Raw genomic sequence first — 19,900 nt, 5'->3', positions numbered from 1 at the left:
TCGCAACATAACCAGCAACACCGAGCTTCACATTCCTTCGAGGCTAATCGACAATGCACGCTCTGCTCCGGGGTAGTTCAGCGGTAGAACACTCGGCTCTTAACCGGGTGGGCGCTGGTTCGAATCCAGCCCCCGGACCCATTACATCGTAGGGTCACAAGGAAGTATGTCAAGGCGCGTCAGTGAGTACGGCGAAAGCCGTGGAGTGAACGCCGGTTATGCGGTTTATCAACTGTCTAACGCGTTGATCGCTTCGCAAAACGATGCTGCTCCGCAGACACTCAATCGGGTCGAGCGCTGGCAACGGGTTGTCGAACAGCTGATGAACGGCAACGCCCAATATGGGGCTCGCTTGCCATTTGCCGATTTACCGGAATGGGCCACGCTGGAAGTGGCTACGGGCGGTTTCGCCACTGGCCAACTCCTGGCCGGTGGGGATCTGACGACCCACGAGCATGAGTTGGCAGCGTCAATCCCCGGTATTCGCACAGGTCATGAACGATTTGATCTTAATGTCTGGCATCTTTCCGATGCGGGCGTTACAGCGCTACAAGAGCGTTTGGGGAAAGGCAACTATCAGATTGATGTCCCGGAGGAGGCTGCACTGCTGACGGTGGCATGGCTTCTGCTCCATCAGCGTATTGACGAAGCACGAACGCTGATTGAGCAGATCGCGCCTTTCTTTGATCGTCTGCGTTTCTTCCCGACTGCCATTGACGAGCCGCCGATTTCGACGGCCGAGGTGCATGTTTTTGATACCGCAACTGTCAGACAGCGGCTGACCCTGCAATTGGCTCAACCGCGTCTGGCCGTTCAAAAGCATGTTGTTGAAAATCGGCTGCCTCTTTACGACGCTGCGGTCTCGCTGTTTCTTTTGACGTATCAGGATGGCTGGCCTTGCAGGCACTACCCTGATGAATGGTTCGAGCGCGCGACCGCACTCGGCACGCAAGTCGTTGAAACGTGTGGCGCTGAAACTTACAAACTTGGTCCTTTCAAGACCCGGGCAGCGGAATTGTTTGCGTTACTCGCACAGTGTTCACGTGATCAAGCATCACTGACTGGCCGACACGTCGGTCGCATCCGGCGAATTGTCGATGACTTTGTCGCCAAACATGGCCATCCCGAATCCGACGCACACTCCATTAAGCGAGCAGAGCAGCGCAATCACGTGGCAGCCCCCGCGCATCATTTGATCGCCCAAGCTGTCTCGGCGCGTCTGGAAAACTATTCAGGTGCGGACGGTGTAAGTGACTTTTCGCCGCTGCTGAAATCCATCACCGACGAGGAGGCGAAGCGTTACGCGCTGACCGTCGGGACGATTATTCCGCCTGCAGTTCGTCGACGCCTTGAGCGTTGCCGCAAGGGCACTATCGCCGAACTGATTGACCATGGCTTGATTTCATCCGCAGACACCGTGGCGCAGGTTCTTCCAGCAATGACAGCTGAAATTTGTAGCGCTGCATATCGAGACGGGACGCTGCAATTGTTGGTTGGTACGACTTATTGTGCCTTCCGCCGTCGTCGATCGTTGTTACTGTTCAACCTGCAAAGTCAGGTCAAAATTGTAGAGCTACCTTGGGTCGCAGCTTTAGAGAGTGAGCGTGAGGCCGACGTTATCTCAACTGCAGGCGCCAGACAGGCGTTAATCGAAGCCTCTGCATTGACCCTCTCTGCGTTTCCGCAGGCGATTCTTCCTAACAAACTGTTGCAGGAGTTTGTTTCACTGGCTGAATCGGCGAAGCTGGATCTTCCCTTCGTCGAAGAGGTGGCCGCTGACATTTTCATGGGCGCGTTCTCCAATAAGTTTGCGAGAGCGGCCAGGCATTCGGCCAGATTGATGGCCGGAACGCTCTACGCCCGCTATTACGACATTGATACGGATAGGCTGGCGGGCCTTCCCGATCAGCGCCGATCACGACGCAAAAGTAAACCCCGTGATGCATTGGCGACGCTGTGCGCGCAACGTGCAAACGTCACCTTGGGCGGGTGGCAGTCAGCGGTTAACGGCAAGATCCTCGAACAGCAACAGATTCTGACAACGCACAATCTCGCGCTTTTGTTTGGCGAATTGGATCTCAAAACGCTGCTGCATCACCGTTTGAATGCGTTGGCCCTGGCGTGCTTCGACTGGATTTGCAGACGCCAGCAGATGCCAATCAAGTTTTACCATGCCCAACTGGTGATGTTGAAAAACACCGCATATGCCTGGCGGCAAATGATGTTTTACCTGTCGATGCTGGATGGCGAGATGATGCGTTCTGCGCTCGACAGCGTAGAGTCGCATTTTGCGGTGCAATCCAGTGAGTTCCGGGAAAGATTTCTGCCTGCCATGGTTGGGCTGCGTGTCGCCGCGGCCGGGCATCGGTTGACCTTGAGTCGCCAAGAAGATGAAGGTGCGAGGGTTTTTCTGGGATGGACCACTGAGCGACACTGGTTGATACCCTCGTAACGGCTGAGCCTCGAACCGCCGCAGATCTGCCAGGACGCTGCCACAAGCCCGTAGTGAAAAGCAGGCTTGTGGAGCATGACGTCCCTTCAGAAACGATCCAGTCGATAGAGTTTGCCATCTGGCCACGTGCAGACATCCCGCGCCCCCGCCATCCCGACAACCATCTCCGCCGTCACCGCCGCCTGCGTCAGCCCCAGATGCTGATGACCAAACGCAAGCAACACCTTGCCCCCACACACCCGATCAATCACCGGCAGCGAATCCGGCAACGACGGGCGAAAACCCATCCACGGCGTTGCACTTTCAGCGCTCAGATCCTTGCGAAACAATCCCTGGCTCAACCGATGCAACTGCCACGCGCGCTCCATGCTCGGTGGCTTTTCCAGCCCGGCAAATTCAACCGTACCCGCCAGCCGCAATCCCTCAGTCATCGGCGTCATGATGAACTTGCGTTCCAGTGAGGTGACGGGGAAGGGCAGGCGGTCGTGTTCCTGCGGCAGCATCAGGTGATAACCGCGTTCGGTGTCCAGCGGGACTTTCTTGCCGGTGAGTGCTGCGGTGAGTTTTGCCGAGTGTGCGCCGCAGGCAATCAGCACTCGGCGGGCGGCCAGAACGCCGTTGCCGGTGATCAGTGAAACGCCGTTTTCTTCAACAGAGCCCCCTTGCACTTGTTGCTGCAGAAAACTCACGCCGCTCGCTTTTGCCGCTTCAACCAATTCGCACACCACCCGGTACGGGTCAATGAAATGGCCGGTGCGCGGAAAGAACAAACCGCCCTGAATCTGCTCGCTGAGTTGCGGCGCAGTGTCCTGAATGGCTTTGGCCGGCCAGAATTCGACGGGCACTTCCTGTTGGCGCAATCGCGCTTGCAAGGCATCGAGGGCCTGACGCGATTCAGGGCGTTCGAACACCAGCAACGAGCCGTCGACCTTGAGCAGGTCAGGCCGCGCGATGTCCGCGAGCAAGCGTTGCCAGGCGTCCAGGCTGCTTTCATTGAGCGCGCGTAATCCGGCCACGGTGTTCTGAAACGGCTCCGCCCGCAGATTCAGCAGCAGCCGCGTGAACCAAAGCAAGGCACGGGGCAGGTATTTCCAGTCGAGACGCAACGGGCCCATCGGGTCGAGGAGCATGGCCGGCAGGTGTTTGAGGATCGACGCATCGGCAATCGGAAACACCTGCTCAGTCGCCAAGTGCCCGGCGTTGCCGAACGAGGCGCCGTGGCCCGGTCGCTGTTGATCGATGACCACCACGCGCAAACCCTGGCGCGCCAGGCGCAAAGCGCAAGCGACGCCGATGATGCCGGCGCCGACCACAGCGATGTCGTGGGAGACGTTATTCGCCATGGTTCAGGGCTTCCCTGTGCCCATCGAGCAGGCGACTCAAGTGCAATGGATTGGCCTGTTTCAGTGCGGTCGGCAGCAAGCTGTCGGGGAAATTCTGGTAACAGACCGGGCGCAGAAAACGCAGGATCGCTGCCGTACCCACGGATGTCGTTCGCGAGTCGGAAGTCGCCGGGAAGGGCCCGCCGTGCACCATGGCATCGCAGACTTCAACACCGGTCGGCCAACCATTCACCAGTAAACGCCCGGCCTTGCGCTCCAGAGTCGGCAGCAGCGCGCGGGCTTGCTCCTCGTCTTCATCATCCAGATGCAGCGTGGCGGTCAGTTGACCTTCCAGGTGCTCGGTGACCTGACGCATTTCTTCCACGCTGGCGCATTGCACGATCAGCGACGCAGCGCCGAACGCTTCGCTTTGCAGGTTGTGATCCGCGAGGAAATCTACCGCGTCGCTGACAAACACATGCGCCTGACCTTGATTCGGGGCGCTGTCAGCCTGGCCGATGGCCGCAACCGTCGCCCGAGGGTTTTCGTCCAGTGCATTCACCGCCGATTCATAGGCCTTGAAGATGCCTGGCGTGAGCATCGTCTGCGCCGGGCTGCGTTCAATCCGTTGCGCTGTGGCGGCGATAAAACTGTCCAGCGCCGCACTCTTCAGCGCTATGACCAATCCCGGGTTGGTACAAAACTGCCCGGCACCCAGCGTCAGTGAAGCGACAAAGCCTTCAGCCAACGCTTGCGTGCGGTTTTGCAAAGCCGCCGGAAACAGCAACACCGGGTTGATCGAACTCATTTCCGCGTACACCGGAATCGGCTCGGGCCGCGACTGCGCCGCTTGCATCAGCGCCAGACCACCGCTGCGCGAGCCAGTAAAACCGACGGCTTTGATGTGTGGGTCGCTGACCAGCGCGATACCGACTTCGCGCCCGGAACCGTACAACAGCGAAAACACACCTTCCGGCAAACCACAGGTTTTAACTGCTTGTGCCACCGCGCGGCCAACCAGTTCGCTGGTGCCGGGATGCGCACTGTGCGCCTTGACGATCACCGGGCAACCGGCCGCCAGCGCCGACGCGGTGTCACCGCCCGCGACCGAAAACGCTAACGGAAAATTACTCGCGCCGAACACCGCCACCGGCCCCAGCGCAATCTGCCGTTGACGCAGATCCGAACGTGGCATCGGTTGGCGATCCGGCTGCGCGTTGTCGACGCGCACATCCAGCCATTCGCCCGCGCGCACGGTGCGTGCGAACATTGTTAATTGTTGGCAAGTGCGCCCGCGTTCACCCAACAGGCGAGGGCGTGGCAGTCCGGTTTCCGCCATCGCGCGATCAATCAGTTCATCGCCGAGGGCTTCGATTTCTTCGGCGATGCTTTCCAGAAATTCAGCGCGGACATTCAGGGGTGTCTCGCGATAAGCGTCGAACGCCGCCCAGGCCAATGCGCAAGCCTGCTCGACGTGTTCAGCCGAACCGCCGGCATAGGCCGGTTCCAGCGCGGTATCCGTGGCCGGGTTGATGCCTCGAATGGCTTCGCGGTTGCCCGCAACCGTGTGCTGGCCGATCAGCATGTGGCCCGTCAGAGTCATGGTGTTTTCCTGATGAAAGTAGTGATGCCTGCCGTGAGTCAAAAACTGCACGGCAAGCGAAAGAAAAGATCAGGCGAAGTTCTGTTCTGCCGACCAGTTCTCGTACCAGTGACGGAACAGCGAGTACTGCTTCTCGGCATAACGTCGCTGCGAGTCGCTCAACGCATCGGTTTCGTTGAAGTGCAGGGTGTATTCCTTGTCGCCGTTGAGCACCATCAAGTGCTTGTAATACAGCACCAGGTCGCAGCCTTCATCGAACGACGACAGCACTGCCAGCGCCGATTCCAGCTCCCGCGCCTGACGCCGCGCCTTGGCATCTCCTTGAGCGGCCTTCTTGCTCAGCGCCACCAATTGCAGCACTTCGCGGGGCAGGGCGTTGCCGATGCCGGTGATTGCGCCGGTGGCGTTGCAGTTGACGAAACCGTGTACCACTTGCGTGTCGACGCCGACCATCAGGGTCACGTTTTCATCTTTGGAGGTGATGTTTTCGGCGGCGTAACGCAGGTCGGCGCCACCGCCAAATTCCTTGAAGCCGATCAGGTTCGGGTGCTCGCGGCGCAGTTCGAAGAACAGGTCGGCGCGGGTGGCGAAACCGTAGTAAGGGCTGTTGTAGATCACCGCCGGCAGGTTCGGCGCCGCTTGCAGAATGGCTGCGAAGTGGGCCTTTTGCGCAGTGGCCGAAGCGCCACGGGACAGTACGCGCGGAATCACCATCAAACCTTGCGCGCCGACTTTTTCCGCATGCGCCGCGTGGGCGACTGCTTCACGGGAATTCACCGCGCCGGTGCCGACAATCGTTGGAATGCCCGCTGCCACTAGACGCGCCACGCCTTCCTGCCGCTCGGCCTCGGTGAGCAGCGGCCAGTCGCCCATCGAGCCGCAATACACCACCGCGCTCATGCCGATGTCGATCAGCTCGCGACCCTTGGCCACCAGCGCGTCGAAGTCCGGTTTGCGCTGGGCGGTGCACGGGGTCATCAGGGCCGGCATGCAACCGGTGAAGATGTTGTCGCTCATTGTTTTAACTCCTTGGCACATCATTCAAATTGAGGTGAAAAGTCTGCGCGGTGGCTCAGATGCCCCACGCGAACGGGTCTGCTTCGTCGATCAGCAAGGTGCTGTCGGCGGTCATGTAGGCTCGGCCAGTGATGAACGGGCGAATGCGTTCGCCCTCCCATTCGAAGCGGCCTTCGAACTGGCTGCCGGTGATGCTCGCCTGCACCCAGGTCACACCGGGTTGCAGCTTGTCGTCGGCAGCGAGGCAGGCGAGTTTGGCGCTGGTGCCGGTGCCGCACGGGGAGCGGTCGTAGGCTTTGCCGGGGCACATGACGAAGTTGCGGCTGTCGGCGTTGGTGTCATCGGCGAACAGTTCGATGTGGTCGATCACCGCGCCGTCTTCGCCATGAATGCCTTGGTCTTCGAGGGCCTTGAGCATTGCCCAGGTGTAAGTCGTGAGGTGTTCGACGTTGTCCATCGTCAGCGTCTGGCCGTGTTCGGAAACGAGAAAGAACCAGTTGCCGCCATAGGCGATGTCGCCGAAGACGCGGCCGAATCCCGGTACGTCCACCGGCACTTGTTTGCGATGCCGATAAGCGGGGACGTTGCCCAGCGTGACCGAGCCGTCGTCATGCAACGTGGCGCTGACCGGGCCGACGGGCGTGTCGATCTTGTGCACGCCGGGTTGGATTTTTCCCAGGTATTGCAATGAATTGATCAGGCCGATGGTGCCGTGGCCGCACATACCGAGGTAACCGGCGTTGTTGAAGAAAATCACCCCGCACGTGGCGTCCGGCGACACCGGTTGGCAATACAACGCGCCGACCAGCACATCGTTGCCGCGCGGTTCCAGCAGGCAGGCGCGGCGCCAGGCGTCATGCTGATTGCGCAGGGCATCGCGCTTTTCCACCATCGTGTTGCCGGGCAAATCGGGGAACCCTGCCATCACCAGACGCGTAGGTTCACCGCCGGTATGGGAATCAATGACGTGTAGTTTTTTCATGAAGAGATCCCGTTGGGTGATTTCAGTAGGCGCCGGCAGGTCGCGCGGTCACGGTCGAAGCAGGGGCGGCGACTTCGCTTTCTTCGTCGTCCTCTTCAAGGCGCAGCAGGTGCGCCGGTACGCCTGTTGCGGCGCCCCAGTAATAAATACCGGTGGCGCAAACGGCGACGACAATGGTGTCGAACGGATGAGCGAGGATGCCGAGGCCACCAAAGGTGCCGAGTTTCGACAGCACGATGGTCACCGCGTAGAAGGCGATCAACCACGCCGAGGAGCGCACCTGGCTGGCCAGATTGAGGTGAGCGGTCGGCACGAAACGGCCGCACAGCAGGTACACAACGAACATCAGAATTTGCAGGCCGAGTAGCCACGACACGGTGTTCCAGCCCGACCAGTAGACGATCAGCGCGGCGATGATGAATGACACCGGCCCGAGCACGCCCATGCACTTGACCCGGAACGGACGCGGCATGTTCGGCGCATTGCGGCGCAGTGCAGCCACCGACACCGGCGCCACGGCGTAGCTCAGCACCAGCGCGGCGGAGACCACGTTGATCAGCGCTTCCCACGACGGAAACGGCAGCGTCCAGAACACCGACAGGGCGAAGGTCAGCCACAGTGCCGGACGCGGGATGCCGGACTTTTCGTCGATGTGGGTGAAGACTTTGAAGAAGGTGCCGGTCTGCGCCCAGCCGTAAATCACGCGCGGCGTGGCGTTCATGTAGATGTTGCCGCAACCGCTTGGCGAGATCACCGCGTCAGCGACCACCAGATAGGCCAGCCAACCGACGCCCAGTGCCAGGGCGATGTCGCGGTACGGCAGGGAAAATTCCTTGCTGATCCCGGCCCAGCCATTGGCGAGCATTTCGGTGGGGATGCTGCCGAGAAAGGCCATTTGCAGCAGCACATAAATCAACGTCGACAGCAGCACCGAGAGGATCAGCGCGATAGGAATGGTGCGCTGCGGATTCTTCACTTCACTGGCCACCGAGATGATCGGTGTCAGCCCCAGATAAGCGAAAATCACGCCACCCGCCGACACTGCCATTTCGATACCGGACAAGCCGAACGGGGCGAAACCTTGCACGTGGAAGTTGGCCGGTTTGAAGAAGGTGAAGAGCACGCCGATCACCAGCAGCGGCACGATGAACTTGAACACGCTGACCAGATTGTTGGCCTTGGCGAAAGTTTTCACACTGCGGTAGTTGAGCAGGAAAAACACGCAGAGCAGACCGAACTGCAGCGTCCAGCCGAGGATCGTCGGGTTGCCGCTGCCCGCCTGGGTCAGCTCGGGAAACCATGCCGCCGCGTATTGGCGCGAGGCAACCACTTCGATCGCCACCAGACTGGAAAACGCGATCAGCGTGATGAAGCCCATCAGGTAGCCGAGCAGCGGCCCGTGGGAGTAAACCGGATAACGCACGACGCCGCCGGCACGCGGTAGCGCGGCGCCCAGTTCGCAGTAGACGATGCCCAGCAACAACACGGCAAAACCGCCCAGCAGCCAGGAAAAGATCCCCGCCGGCCCGGCAATCGCGGACACGTGACTGGCCGCGAACAACCAGCCGGAACCGAAGATCGCTCCGAGTCCGATAAATGTGAGGTCGATCAGTGAAAGCTGTTTTTTGAACTTGCCTTGGCCTGACATGGCATCGCCTTCTTGTGAGTTATTGGATAGGCAGTGGGGTGTCACTGGGGCCAGACTTTGAACCGAACAGGCTTGCGGCGATTGATGTTTTATCGCCGGTTCGATGACGAAATCAGCACAATTACGCCGATCAAACGCGGCCCTCGACACGGTCGGAACGATCCTGCAATCTGCAGGCAAATGCCGCCCGGCTTAACCTTCGACAGGGGAGCAACCTTGATGCAGAGCGCGTTATCGATGCTGTCCCAAGGCGTTGACGGCAATCGCCCGCACACCCTTGAAGCATTACTGGCCGGCGCCGCGCAGCTGTTGCCGATGCTCGACGTGATTCCCAACGCGGTGATTTTCATCAAGGATGTGCAAGCGCGTTACGTGCTTGCCAACCGCACGTTGGTGCAGCGTTGCGGCCTGAAGGATCTGCGCCCGTTGCTCGGCAAAACCAGTGCGCAGGTGTTCCCGGCGCAACTGGGGCCTGGGTATACCGAGCAGGATCGCAAAGTGCTGGAGGAGGGGTGGGTACTGGAGGATCAGCTCGAACTGCATCTCTACGGCAGTCGCGAACCGGGTTGGTGCCTGACGCACAAACAACCGTTATATAACCGCGACGGTGAGATCATCGGTCTGGCGGGGATTTCGGTCGATCTGCAATCGGCCAGCGAAACCCATCCGGCGTTCGAGCGGCTGGCCGCCGTCGACGAGCATATCCGTGGCCATTTCAATCGCCGTGTGACCTTGGTTGAACTGACGCGGATTGCCGGCATTTCCGTGGCGCAACTGGAGCGGTACTGCAAACGCGTGTTCCACCTGACGCCCCGGCAGATGATCCAGAAAGTGCGCCTGGAACACGCTCATCGCTTGCTGCACAGCGACCTGCCGATCACTGACGTAGCCTTGCAATGCGGCTACACCGATCACAGCGCTTTCACCCGACAGTTCAAGGCCTCGACCGGCTTCACCCCGCGCCAGTACCGCCAGGCAACAGCCCACTGATGCCCATGCCCTCAAACACCGCACCCCTGTAGGAGCTGCCGCAGGCTGCGATCTTTTGATATTGTTTTTTACGGTCAAGATGAAAAGATCGCAGCCTTCGGCAGCGCCTACAGAGGGGATTTCAGGCGAGGACGGTGAGCCATGCCGACAGCAGCAGTAACAGCGCCAGTGCCGCATTCATCCGCTTGAACGCCTGCGGTGTGCCGAACAACCGTGCGCTGCCGATACCGAGCAATGCCCAGAACGTCATGCACGGCAACGAAACCAGTAGAAAGGCCAGCGACAACACCAGCAGCCACAGCGTTTTGTCACCGCCGCCGACAAACACGCTGACCACCGCCACCGCCATCATCCACACCTTGGGATTGACCAGTTGCAACAATGCCGCGCCCATCGCGCTGATGCTTTGATCTGGCGCATCCGTCGAATCCAGCGAAGGCGGCGCACTGCGAAAGATCTGCCACGCCAGCCAGCTCAACCAGAGCACCCCGCCCCAGGCCATGGCTTGCTGCACGCGCGGAAAGCGCAACAACGTTTCGCCGGCACCGAGCCCTACCACCAGCACAATCAGCGCCGCCGCCGCGCAGGCAGCAAAAATGATCGGCAGCGTGGCGAACAACCCCTGACGCGAGCTGTGGCTCAACACCAGAATATTGGTCGGCCCCGGCGTGATCGAAGCAACGAATGCAAACAGCAGGAAGGGCAGTAATGACGCCATGGGCAGGCTCCTTGGAAGTAAACACAGGAAGCCATGATCGCCAGTCGACGCGCGTCAGTCTGGAAGATTTGAGCAGCGCTTGCGGTAGTCGGCAGGGGTCAGTTGATAGGCGCGGCGGAACCAGCGGCCGAGATGACTTTGATCGGCAAAGCCGAGCACGCTGGCGACCTGTACCGGCGTGTCACCCCGCGCAAGCAACTGCCGCGCCTTGGCCAGACGCAGTTGGATCAGGTAGGCATGCGGCGCCAGCCCGAAGGCAGCCTTGAAGGCGCGGGTCAGACGAAAACGGTCGATAGCACAGACTCGGGCCAGGTCATCGAGACCGATGTCTTCGTAGACGTAAGCGTGCAGATAATCGCGCACGACTTGCGCCACCCGTGGCAGGCGCGGATCGATTTCCTGGCGTTTGCGCCAGTCCAGATGACGCGTCAGCGAGCCCAGCAGACCGTCGATGGCGGTCTGGCGAACGATGCGCAAGTCACCGTCATGCAAGGCATGGAAGGCTTGAACGATGGCGGCGCAAAGGCGCGAATCCTGGCTCAGCGTGTCGGCAAAGCCAGGCTGACTGTCGGCCGGTGCGTCTTCGAACAGCGCATGCATTTCACGCTCAAGCCAATGCGGATCGAGGTAGAGCATCGAATAGGTAAAGCCTTCCTCGGTCGGCGCCTGCCCATCGTGAATCTCCCCCGGCTCCAGCAAGAACACGTTACCCGGCGTACTGCGATGGCGCACGCGGCGGCAATTGAACTGCTGCACGCCTTGCTCGGTGACGCCGACAAGAAAACTGTCATGCCAGTGCGGGTCGTAGGCGTGCCCCTGAAAATGCGCGCGAATCGATTCAATCCCGGTATCGACATCCTGGGACAGATCAATCCAGCTGCGTTTATCCACGGCAGGCTCCTGAGCTCGGCTTCGACAAATACGGCCTCATAAAATACCGCGCAGCGACCACCGGCGTTTAGAACATTTGTGCAAATGGGCAACGGCAAACGGCTAGACTTTACACGTCAACACCCACATGCAGCAGGTGAAACGCGATGATCGGCCCACTGCAACACCGATGCGCGCCGTGGCTCACGCTCTGCCTGATTGCCCTCAGCCTCACGCTGACTGCCGGCTGCTCAAACCGCAAACACTATCCGCCCTCGGGCGTCGGCGACAGTTGCTACGCCAAGGCATTGCCGACGGTCGGCGAGGGCGGCCTCGCCTGGGGCTCCAGCCTGAACATGGCGCGGCAGAAATCGATGAACAACTGCATCCGCTACGCCGGCCGCTCCGGGGGCACGCCCAATACGTGTCAGGTGGTGTTGGCCAAGTGCAAATAGTCTATGACAGAGGATAGAGTGGATAAGCGGTCCCACAATCAGCATCTTCGCGGCGCGCAAGATTTATCAGAAAGCGGGATTCGAGTTGTTGGAGGAGGGGCCGATACACAGTTTGACAAAGCCCTTGCCAGGCATATCTGGGCAAAGGAGCTTTATGGCGAAGTTGTTCTGATCAGGAAGGATTCATTGAATCTGCAACTTGAAATCGATAAGGTTTTTTCAGGTCAGGCATTTGCCCGGCCGTTGTTCTATGCCGTACCCGAAGGACTGCGTTTTCAACTCTCGGAGTCGGGAGCAGTGATAGATCGGTTCCTGCTCGCCTTGCGCAAGTCGGCCATGATCTGCAGTGATGTCTTCTCAGGGGAATCCGAGTGTTCGGTTTGTTTGCGCATTCATTCCGGCAACAACCGATTTGCCCATCGCACGTTACTTCGGACACTTCAAACGCTGGGCGTCGCGATCCCTGCAGAACGTTCAGTCTGGAGTGAGCAGATTGATCCCGCGGACTGGTTCTGCGAAAGCGCACCGGAGCATTGGGTTCACATTGCCTTTAAGGCCCCGGTGAGTCTGCTTGAGACATTGCTCTGGTGTGCATTGGCCAAAGACTTCGGCGTGATCAGGCCCGCACTGCATTGCGCGGTCTATCTGTTCAACTTGAAAGCGCGGGTCATGGTCCTGCCCTATGACGACCGGGGAATGGACGTGGTCGGGCCCAACAAGGCTCTGCTTGGAGCACTTTATCGTCGGCACAATGCGTGGCTGCTCGATCACGACCGGCCGGCAATGGACGCGGTGTTCACCGCGCACCTGATGGAGCCTTGCCCTCGCTGTAGCAGCGTCGCTCATGTTCGACCCAAAGCCCTGCTGATAGGTGCGGCAAGCCCCAAAAAGCGCTTCAACGGAGAAGAGAAGGCGGGTTATCAACGCCTTGATCAGCTCGCTGTTGATGAATGCAAAGCCGAGTTGTTGAAAGAGGCTCCACTCCAGCAACTGGTTGACGGCTTCTACTGCGATCAGTGTGGGCACGGATTTGTCGCCAGTGCTTTGAGAGGCGGGTGATCGTGTACGAGCAAGGCTTGTCCGCGAAGAGGCCACACCTGACAGCACCCCCACACGCACTCGCGACAAGCGTCCCCTGCCGTTACACTGCGCCCCCGAATTTAGGCAAGGAAGCTTTGGATGCGCTCTCTTTTAACTGGCGTGCTCTTGTGCACGTCTCTGGCCGCGCCGGTTGTAGCCGAGGCACTGTCATTTGCCGTCAATGATCCCAGCGGTCAATACCAGGTGGAAGTGCTGTTCCCGCAGGAACCCGAAACGCCTTACCAACTGGTGCCGGCGCTGATTACGTTGCGCGACCACCATACCCTCGAAACGCTGCAGCAATTGCGCACTCCGGCCGGGAACCTGTCGACTCAGCGCGATGACAACAGCCTGATGTGGCTGCTTGGGCCCTATGGTTTGGTGAACTTCATCGACTTCAATAACGATGGACGACTTGACCTGGTCATTCGCAACGGCAGCTCCGAGGCAGGCGATCAGTCGCGATTCGATGTCTATTTGCAAGATGGACAGAAACCCCAATGGGTGCTCAATGAGGCATTGACGGATCTGGCAACGCAGAGCAGCAGCGGCTTGTTTACGGTCAACCCGACTGACGGAACCCTTCATTCGCAAACGAACAGTGGGTGCTGTCAGATAACGTCTACCCAATGGGCCCTGCGCGATGGCCAATTGATTCGCCTCCACGCCTACACTCAGGAAGAGGTCTCGCCGAGCACGTGGAATGACACCTCCAGCATGCCTCGCGGCTACATGCTGCGCACGACCGGCGAATTGAAGGATGGGCAGTGGCACGAACAGACCCGTCTGGAGGGCCCGGTCACTGAAGACCCACAAATGCTCCGCGGTCTGCTCAATGGCAAGATCCCGGTAGAGCTTTGGTATCAGGATCAGGGCGCCGTGCTGATCGGCGAAGTACGCTACACCAAGGGCGGTAATGGCCAGCCGATCAAGTTGCTGGGTTTTCGCGACAGTTTTGACGAAGTCGATAATACCGTCGTCTTGCTTGAAATCGCTGACGACGGGCGTAAGACCGGCATCTGGCGCATGACCCGGGCCACCAGCGAGCCTTATGTCTATAGCGGAACATGGATCAGCGGGACGAAGGGTGACGCTCGTGAATTGGCGATTTCGTTGCACGATGAAGAGCGGGCGCCGGAGATGGGCAAACTCTACGATGTCCCCCATGATCAACGCAGCGGTCATTACCAGGTGCGTAACGATTTTCTCGGGCGCGACGGCGATCTGGCGTTGAAGATCCTGCCTGATCGCGATGCCCAAGGCCGGGAACTGGCGGAAGTCACGGTGAAATTGCGAAACACGGCAACCTCGACAGAAATCGTCACCGAACACCACATCGTGCCGATGGCAGCCGATAACCTGATCATCGTGCAGACACCGCAGGCACCGGAAAAAAACGGCCCGTATCACATTCAACTGGTGAAAAACTTCGCGGTCATCGCTTACAACTACGCGACCGACTCGCAGGACATGCTCACAGGCGTCTACCGCAAACAACCCTGACCAAACCTGCTACTCGACGCCTGTCGCCCCCTGTAGGAGCTGCCGAAGGCTGCGATCTTTTGATCTTGATCTTAAAAACCTAGATCAAAAGATCGCAGCCTTCGGCAGCTCCTACAGGGCGCCGGGATGGTGATGTTGTCTGAAAGTGTTCGATTACCGGATAGCCAAACCTTGCTTCAATTGCTCGCCTCAGCGCGGCGGCGTACTGTGACCGGTGATGCCGTAAAACCGTGAACCCATAATAACGACAAGATCGAGCACCGCCCCATGGACAGCCATCTGCTGAGCGACCGCAGCAGCGTGTTTCGTCACGCTGACCCTTATGCCGTCTCCGACTACGTCAATCAGCACGTCGGCCAGCACTTCATCGGTCTGTCCAAAACCACCCATCCGCAAGCCAGCCTCAACCATCGCAAACTCGCCGACCTCGATCTGGCCCGCATCAGCTATGGCGGCAGTGTTCGCGTGACATCATTGGCGCTGGAAACCGTGTACCACCTGCAAGTCCTGCTGCAAGGCAATTGCCTGTGGCGCGGGCACCAGCGCGAGCAGCATCTGGTGCCGGGGGAGTTGCTGTTGATCAATCCGGACGATCCGGTTGATCTGACCTACTCGGATGACTGCGAGAAATTCATCCTCAAAGTGCCGGTCAGCGTGCTCGAGTCGGTGTGTGACGAGCAGCGCTGGATACGTCCCTCGAACGGCATTCGTTTTCTGCGCAATCATTATCGGCTGGATGAGCTGGAAGGCTTCACGAATCTGCTGGCGATGATCTGCCAGGAAGCCGAGGCCAGCGATCCGTTGTTGCGGGTGCAGGAGCATTACGCGCAGATCATCGGCAGCAAGTTGATCTCGCTGATGAGCACCAACGTCAGCCGCGAAAATCTGAGTGCGCCCAGCGTCAGTTTCGAGCGCATTCTCGATTACATCGAACGCAACCTGAAACTCGATCTGCCCGCCGAACATCTGGCCGCACAGGCGAGCATGAGCCCGCGTTCGCTGTACTCCCTGTTCGAGCGCCAACTCGGCGTCACGCCGATGCAATACATCCGTCAACGCAAGCTTGCGCGCATTCACGCCTGCCTCAGCGACCCGAGCTGCCCGGTGCGCAACCTCACCGAACTGGCGCTGGACTACGGCTTCCTGCACCTGGGCCGTTTCTCCGAAAGCTATCGCCAGCAGTTCGGCGAACTGCCGTCGCACACCTTCAAACGTCGCCACTGATCGCCCTTCGAAACAATCCGAATCACCTGCCGCGCTGTCCTGCACAAAACGGATAGCGATCTGCAGGATTCGGCTATTGCCCCGTGCTGCGCCTCCCTAATCTGACCTGGCCTGAACAATAACAATGGAGGCCCTGGCCATGTCCCTGGGAATCGACTACCTCAATGCCATGCTTGAAGAAGACAAAGACAAGGGCGCCTACCGCTGCAAGCGGGAGATGTTCACCGATCCGCGTCTGTTCGAACTGGAGATGGCGCACATCTTCGAAGGCAACTGGATTTACCTCGCCCACGAAAGCCAACTGCCCAACAACAACGATTTTCTGACCACCACCATGGGGCGCCAGCCGATCTTCATCGCGCGCAACAAGGACGGTGTGCTCAATGCGTTCCTCAATGCCTGCAGCCATCGCGGCGCCATGCTTTGCCGGCACAAATCCGGCAACCGTTCCAGCTACACCTGCCCGTTCCACGGCTGGACGTTCAACAACAGCGGCAAACTGCTCAAGGTCAAAGACCCGAGTGAGGCCGGGTATCCGCAAAGCTTCAACTGCGAAGGCTCGCATGACCTGACCAAGGTCGCGCGTTTCGAGTCCTATCGCGGCTTTCTGTTCGGCAGCCTGAATGCCGATGTGAAATCCCTTACCGAGCACTTGGGCGAGTCAGCGAAGATCATCGACATGATCGTCGATCAGTCGCCGGACGGTCTGGAAGTGCTGCGCGGTTCCAGCTCCTATATCTATGAAGGCAACTGGAAACTCACTGCCGAAAATGGTGCCGACGGCTATCACGTCAGCTCCGTGCACTGGAACTACGCCGCCACCCAGAACCAGCGCCAGCAACGTGAAGCGGGTGAAGCGATCAAGACCATGAGCGCTGGCAGCTGGGCGAAGAAGGGCGGCGGTTTCTACTCTTTCGATCACGGCCATCTGCTGCTCTGGACCCGCTGGGCCAACCCTGAAGACCGTCCGGCCTATGAGCGCCGTGACGAACTGGCGCGTGATTTCGGCCAGGCGCGCGCTGACTGGATGATCGAGAATTCGCGCAACCTGTGCCTGTACCCCAACGTGTATCTGATGGATCAGTTCAGTTCGCAGATCCGCATCGCCCGGCCAATCTCGGTCAACAAGACTGAAATCACCATTTACTGCATCGCCCCCAAAGGCGAGAGCGCCGAGGCGCGCGCCAAACGCATTCGCCAGTACGAAGACTTCTTCAATGTCAGCGGCATGGCCACACCGGATGATCTGGAAGAGTTCCGCTCGTGCCAGACCGGTTACGGCGCCGGGCGCGGCTGGAATGACATGTCCCGAGGCGCGACCCATTGGGTCGAAGGCGCCGACGCTGCCGCCGAGGAAATCAACCTCAAGCCATTGCTTTCCGGTATGCGCACTGAGGACGAAGGCCTGTTCGTGCTGCAGCACAAGTACTGGCAGGAGACCATGCTCAAAGCCGCTGCCGCCGAGCCACAACTGATCCCCGTGGAGGCTGTGTGATGAGCAATCTCTACGACAATGTGCGTGATTTTCTCTACCGCGAAGCGCGTTATCTCGATGACGGCCAGTGGGATCAATGGCTGGAGCTGTACGCCGCCGACGCGACTTTCTGGATGCCGGCCTGGGACGACAACGACACGCTCACCGAAGACCCGCAAAGCGAAATCTCGCTGATCTGGTACGGCAATCGGGGTGGCCTCGAAGACCGCATCTTCCGGATCAAGACCGAGCGCTCCAGCGCGACGATTCCCGACACCCGCACCTCGCACAACCTGAGCAACATCGAGATCGTCGAGTACAGCGCCGACCAGTGCCAGGTGCGCTTCAACTGGCACACCCTGAGCTTTCGCTATCAGGTCACCGACAGCTACTTCGGCAGCAGTTTCTACACCCTCGATCTGCGTGGCGAACAGCCGCTGATCAAGGCCAAGAAAGTCGTCCTGAAAAACGATTACGTCCGTCAGCTCATCGACATCTACCACATCTAGTCGACACGGCGAGGTGCACCATGAATTTCCAGATCGCACTGAATTTTGAAGACGGCGTCACCCGTTTCATCGAGGCCGGCGGCCATGAAACTGTCGCCGACGCGGCGTATCGCCAAGGCATCAACATCCCGCTGGACTGCCGTGACGGCGCCTGCGGCACCTGCAAATGTTTCGCCGAGGCCGGGTGTTACGAGATGGGCGACAACTTCATCGAAGACGCCTTGAGCGCCGACGAACTCGCACAAGGTTATGTGCTGACCTGCCAGATGCGCGCCGAAAGCGATTGCGTGGTGCGAGTGCCGGTTGGCTCGCAGGTCTGCAAAACCGAACAGGCCAATTTTCAGGCGTCGATCAGCGCTGTCCGGCAGTTGTCCGAGAGCACCATCGCGCTGTCGATCAAGGGCGAGGCATTGAGCAAACTGGCGTTTCTGCCGGGGCAATACGTCAACCTGCAAGTGCCGGGCAGCGAACACAGTCGTGCATATTCCTTCAGCTCGTTGCAGAAGAATGGCGAGGTCAGTTTTCTGATTCGCAACGTGCCCGGCGGCTTGATGAGCAGCTTCCTCACCGGCCTGGCCAAGGCCGGCGACAGCATGAATCTGGCCGGACCCTTGGGCAGTTTCTATCTGCGCGAGATCAAGCGGCCGCTGCTGTTGCTCGCCGGTGGTACCGGTCTCGCGCCGTTCACCGCGATGCTGGAAAAGATCGCCGAGCAGGGCAGCGCGCATCCGGTGCATTTGATCTACGGCGTGACCAATGACTTTGATCTGGTTGAACTCGATCGCCTTGAAGCCTTTGCCGCACGCATCGCCAATTTCAGCTTCGGCGCCTGTGTGGCCAACCCGCAGAGCGTGCACCCGCTCAAGGGCTACGTCACCCAGCACATCGAACCGCGCCACCTCAACGACGGTGACGTCGACGTCTACCTGTGCGGGCCACCGCCGATGGTCGAGGCGGTCAGCCAATACATCCGCGAGCAGGGCATCACTCCGGCGAATTTCTACTACGAAAAATTCGCCGCAGCCTGATCCCCGTATGTGGGCCTGCCTCTCATCGTGGTCTGCCCCTCATCTGTGGATTGCCCCCAATCTGTGGCCTGACTCTCATCTGTAGGTCTGCCCTTACCTGTGGCGAGGGGATTTATCCCCGTTGGACTGCGCAGCAGTCCCCGACGATTGTTGCTGAAAAGAAGGGCCGCTACACGCCCCATCGGGGCGGTGCGACGTTTCGCTAAATCCCCTCACCACAGTTTCGCTATTTGTTTGCATCGAGGTTGTCATGAACGACAGATTCTCCAACAAAGTCGCGCTGGTCACCGGCGCAGCGCAAGGCATCGGCCGCCGTGTCTGCGAGCGCCTGCTCAGCGAAGGCGCGCAAGTGGTCGCCGTCGACCGCTCCGAACTGGTTCACGAACTGCAAGGCGAGGGTGTTCTGGCACTGACCGCCGACCTCGAACAATACGCCGATTGCGCCCGGGTCATGGCCGAAGCGATCAACACCTTCGGCCGTCTCGACATCCTGATCAACAACGTCGGCGGCACGATCTGGGCCAAGCCGTTCGAGCACTACCAGGTCGACCAGATCGAAGCGGAAGTGCGTCGCTCGTTATTCCCGACCTTGTGGTGCTGCCACGCCGCGCTGCCGTACATGCTCAAACAAGGTAGCGGCGCCATCGTCAACGTTTCCTCAATCGCCACCCGCAGCGTCAATCGTGTGCCGTACGGCGCGGCCAAGGGCGGCATCAACGCACTCACCGCGTGCCTGGCCTTTGAAAACGCCGAGCGTGGTATTCGCGTCAACGCCACCGCGCCCGGCGGCACTGAAGCGCCGCCTCGACGCATCCCGCGCAACGCCAGCGAACAGTCGCCGCAAGAGCAGGCCTGGTACCAGCAAATCGTCGCGCAAACCCTCGACAGCAGCCTGATGAAACGCTACGGCAGCCTCGATGAACAGGTCGGCGCGATCCTCTTTCTCGCCTCCGACGACGCCTCCTACATCACCGGCGTGACCTTGCCGGTCGGTGGCGGCGACCTTGGTTGAGCACTTCTCACGG

General features: G+C 59.6%; 17 protein-coding genes and 1 tRNA gene. 11 read left to right on the top strand and 7 right to left on the bottom strand.

From position 1 onward, the window contains the following. The first annotated feature begins 66 nt into the window (after positions 1 to 66). Both ACZZ0B_RS14030 and ACZZ0B_RS14025 read left to right on the top strand, forming a co-directional pair. Positions 67 to 141, top strand: a tRNA-Lys gene (locus ACZZ0B_RS14030). Positions 142 to 205: 64 nt separating this feature from the next. Further along, on the top strand, positions 206 to 2,452 hold the full coding sequence (locus ACZZ0B_RS14025; RefSeq protein ID WP_463545513.1) for a hypothetical protein: 2,247 nt from the start codon (positions 206 to 208) through the stop codon (positions 2,450 to 2,452). An 86-nt stretch (positions 2,453 to 2,538) separates the two neighbouring features. Here the strand turns inward: ACZZ0B_RS14025 and ACZZ0B_RS14020 are convergent, their stop codons facing one another. From ACZZ0B_RS14020 to ACZZ0B_RS14000, 5 genes are all read right to left on the bottom strand, one after another. Beyond that, positions 2,539 to 3,795: an NAD(P)/FAD-dependent oxidoreductase gene (locus ACZZ0B_RS14020; RefSeq protein WP_463545512.1), complete on the bottom strand. Its 1,257-nt coding sequence runs from the start codon at positions 3,793 to 3,795 to the stop codon at positions 2,539 to 2,541. Beyond that, complete coding sequence (locus ACZZ0B_RS14015) at positions 3,785 to 5,377, bottom strand: aldehyde dehydrogenase (NADP(+)) (RefSeq protein WP_440096137.1); 1,593 nt, start codon at positions 5,375 to 5,377, stop codon at positions 3,785 to 3,787. Before ACZZ0B_RS14015 ends, ACZZ0B_RS14020 begins: the two co-directional genes overlap by 11 nt. A gap of 69 nt (positions 5,378 to 5,446) precedes the next feature. Next, positions 5,447 to 6,394, bottom strand: a complete 948-nt coding sequence (locus tag ACZZ0B_RS14010) for a dihydrodipicolinate synthase family protein (RefSeq protein ID WP_463545511.1) — start codon at positions 6,392 to 6,394, stop codon at positions 5,447 to 5,449. A 55-nt stretch (positions 6,395 to 6,449) separates the two neighbouring features. Continuing rightward, positions 6,450 to 7,376, bottom strand: coding sequence for a 4-hydroxyproline epimerase (locus ACZZ0B_RS14005; RefSeq protein WP_463545510.1), 927 nt, complete (start codon positions 7,374 to 7,376; stop codon positions 6,450 to 6,452). A gap of 22 nt (positions 7,377 to 7,398) precedes the next feature. After that, a complete protein-coding gene (locus tag ACZZ0B_RS14000) occupies positions 7,399 to 9,024 on the bottom strand; it encodes an APC family permease (RefSeq protein WP_463545509.1) in 1,626 nt (541 codons plus the stop codon). Between the two features lie 219 nt (positions 9,025 to 9,243). Here ACZZ0B_RS14000 and ACZZ0B_RS13995 point away from each other — a divergent pair, with 219 nt between their 5' ends. Beyond that, on the top strand, positions 9,244 to 10,014 hold the full coding sequence (locus tag ACZZ0B_RS13995; RefSeq protein ID WP_463545508.1) for a PAS domain-containing protein: 771 nt from the start codon (positions 9,244 to 9,246) through the stop codon (positions 10,012 to 10,014). A 121-nt stretch (positions 10,015 to 10,135) separates the two neighbouring features. On the opposite strand, the gene ACZZ0B_RS13990 is transcribed toward ACZZ0B_RS13995, so the two are convergent. Both ACZZ0B_RS13990 and ACZZ0B_RS13985 read right to left on the bottom strand, forming a co-directional pair. Beyond that, the gene (locus tag ACZZ0B_RS13990; RefSeq protein ID WP_463545507.1) at positions 10,136 to 10,732 is read right to left on the bottom strand and encodes a LysE family translocator; all 597 of its coding nucleotides are present in this window, start codon (positions 10,730 to 10,732) and stop codon (positions 10,136 to 10,138) included. Between the two features lie 54 nt (positions 10,733 to 10,786). Further along, entirely contained in the window at positions 10,787 to 11,623 is an 837-nt protein-coding gene (locus ACZZ0B_RS13985) for an AraC family transcriptional regulator (RefSeq protein ID WP_463545506.1), read from the bottom strand. A gap of 146 nt (positions 11,624 to 11,769) precedes the next feature. On the opposite strand from ACZZ0B_RS13985, the gene ACZZ0B_RS13980 reads away from it, so the two are divergent. The 8 genes from ACZZ0B_RS13980 (at position 11,770) to ACZZ0B_RS13945 (ending at position 19,887) form a co-directional block, all read left to right on the top strand. Next, on the top strand, positions 11,770 to 12,057 hold the full coding sequence (locus tag ACZZ0B_RS13980; RefSeq protein WP_008081335.1) for a hypothetical protein: 288 nt from the start codon (positions 11,770 to 11,772) through the stop codon (positions 12,055 to 12,057). 18 nt (positions 12,058 to 12,075) lie between these two features. After that, the gene (locus ACZZ0B_RS13975) at positions 12,076 to 13,116 is read left to right on the top strand and encodes a DUF3885 domain-containing protein (protein ID WP_463545505.1); all 1,041 of its coding nucleotides are present in this window, start codon (positions 12,076 to 12,078) and stop codon (positions 13,114 to 13,116) included. Between the two features lie 120 nt (positions 13,117 to 13,236). Continuing rightward, on the top strand, positions 13,237 to 14,640 hold the full coding sequence (locus ACZZ0B_RS13970; protein WP_463545504.1) for an XAC2610-related protein: 1,404 nt from the start codon (positions 13,237 to 13,239) through the stop codon (positions 14,638 to 14,640). Positions 14,641 to 14,907: 267 nt separating this feature from the next. Beyond that, on the top strand, positions 14,908 to 15,864 hold the full coding sequence (locus tag ACZZ0B_RS13965; protein ID WP_440096128.1) for an AraC family transcriptional regulator: 957 nt from the start codon (positions 14,908 to 14,910) through the stop codon (positions 15,862 to 15,864). 139 nt (positions 15,865 to 16,003) lie between these two features. Beyond that, positions 16,004 to 17,359: a benzoate 1,2-dioxygenase large subunit gene (gene benA / locus ACZZ0B_RS13960; RefSeq protein ID WP_463545503.1), complete on the top strand. Its 1,356-nt coding sequence runs from the start codon at positions 16,004 to 16,006 to the stop codon at positions 17,357 to 17,359. Beyond that, positions 17,359 to 17,847, top strand: a complete 489-nt coding sequence (benB, locus tag ACZZ0B_RS13955) for a benzoate 1,2-dioxygenase small subunit (RefSeq protein ID WP_463545502.1) — start codon at positions 17,359 to 17,361, stop codon at positions 17,845 to 17,847. Before benA ends, benB begins: the two co-directional genes overlap by 1 nt. A 20-nt stretch (positions 17,848 to 17,867) precedes the next feature. Beyond that, positions 17,868 to 18,875 (top strand): benzoate 1,2-dioxygenase electron transfer component BenC, encoded by a 1,008-nt coding sequence (benC, locus tag ACZZ0B_RS13950; RefSeq protein WP_463545501.1) that lies wholly within the window; start codon positions 17,868 to 17,870, stop codon positions 18,873 to 18,875. Between the two features lie 250 nt (positions 18,876 to 19,125). Further along, positions 19,126 to 19,887 (top strand): 1,6-dihydroxycyclohexa-2,4-diene-1-carboxylate dehydrogenase, encoded by a 762-nt coding sequence (locus ACZZ0B_RS13945; protein WP_463545500.1) that lies wholly within the window; start codon positions 19,126 to 19,128, stop codon positions 19,885 to 19,887. The last annotated feature ends 13 nt before the right edge of the window (positions 19,888 to 19,900 follow it).

It is taken from the genome of Pseudomonas sp. AC247 (assembly GCF_979258015.1).
This window is presented reverse-complemented; position numbering and strand designations above follow the sequence as displayed.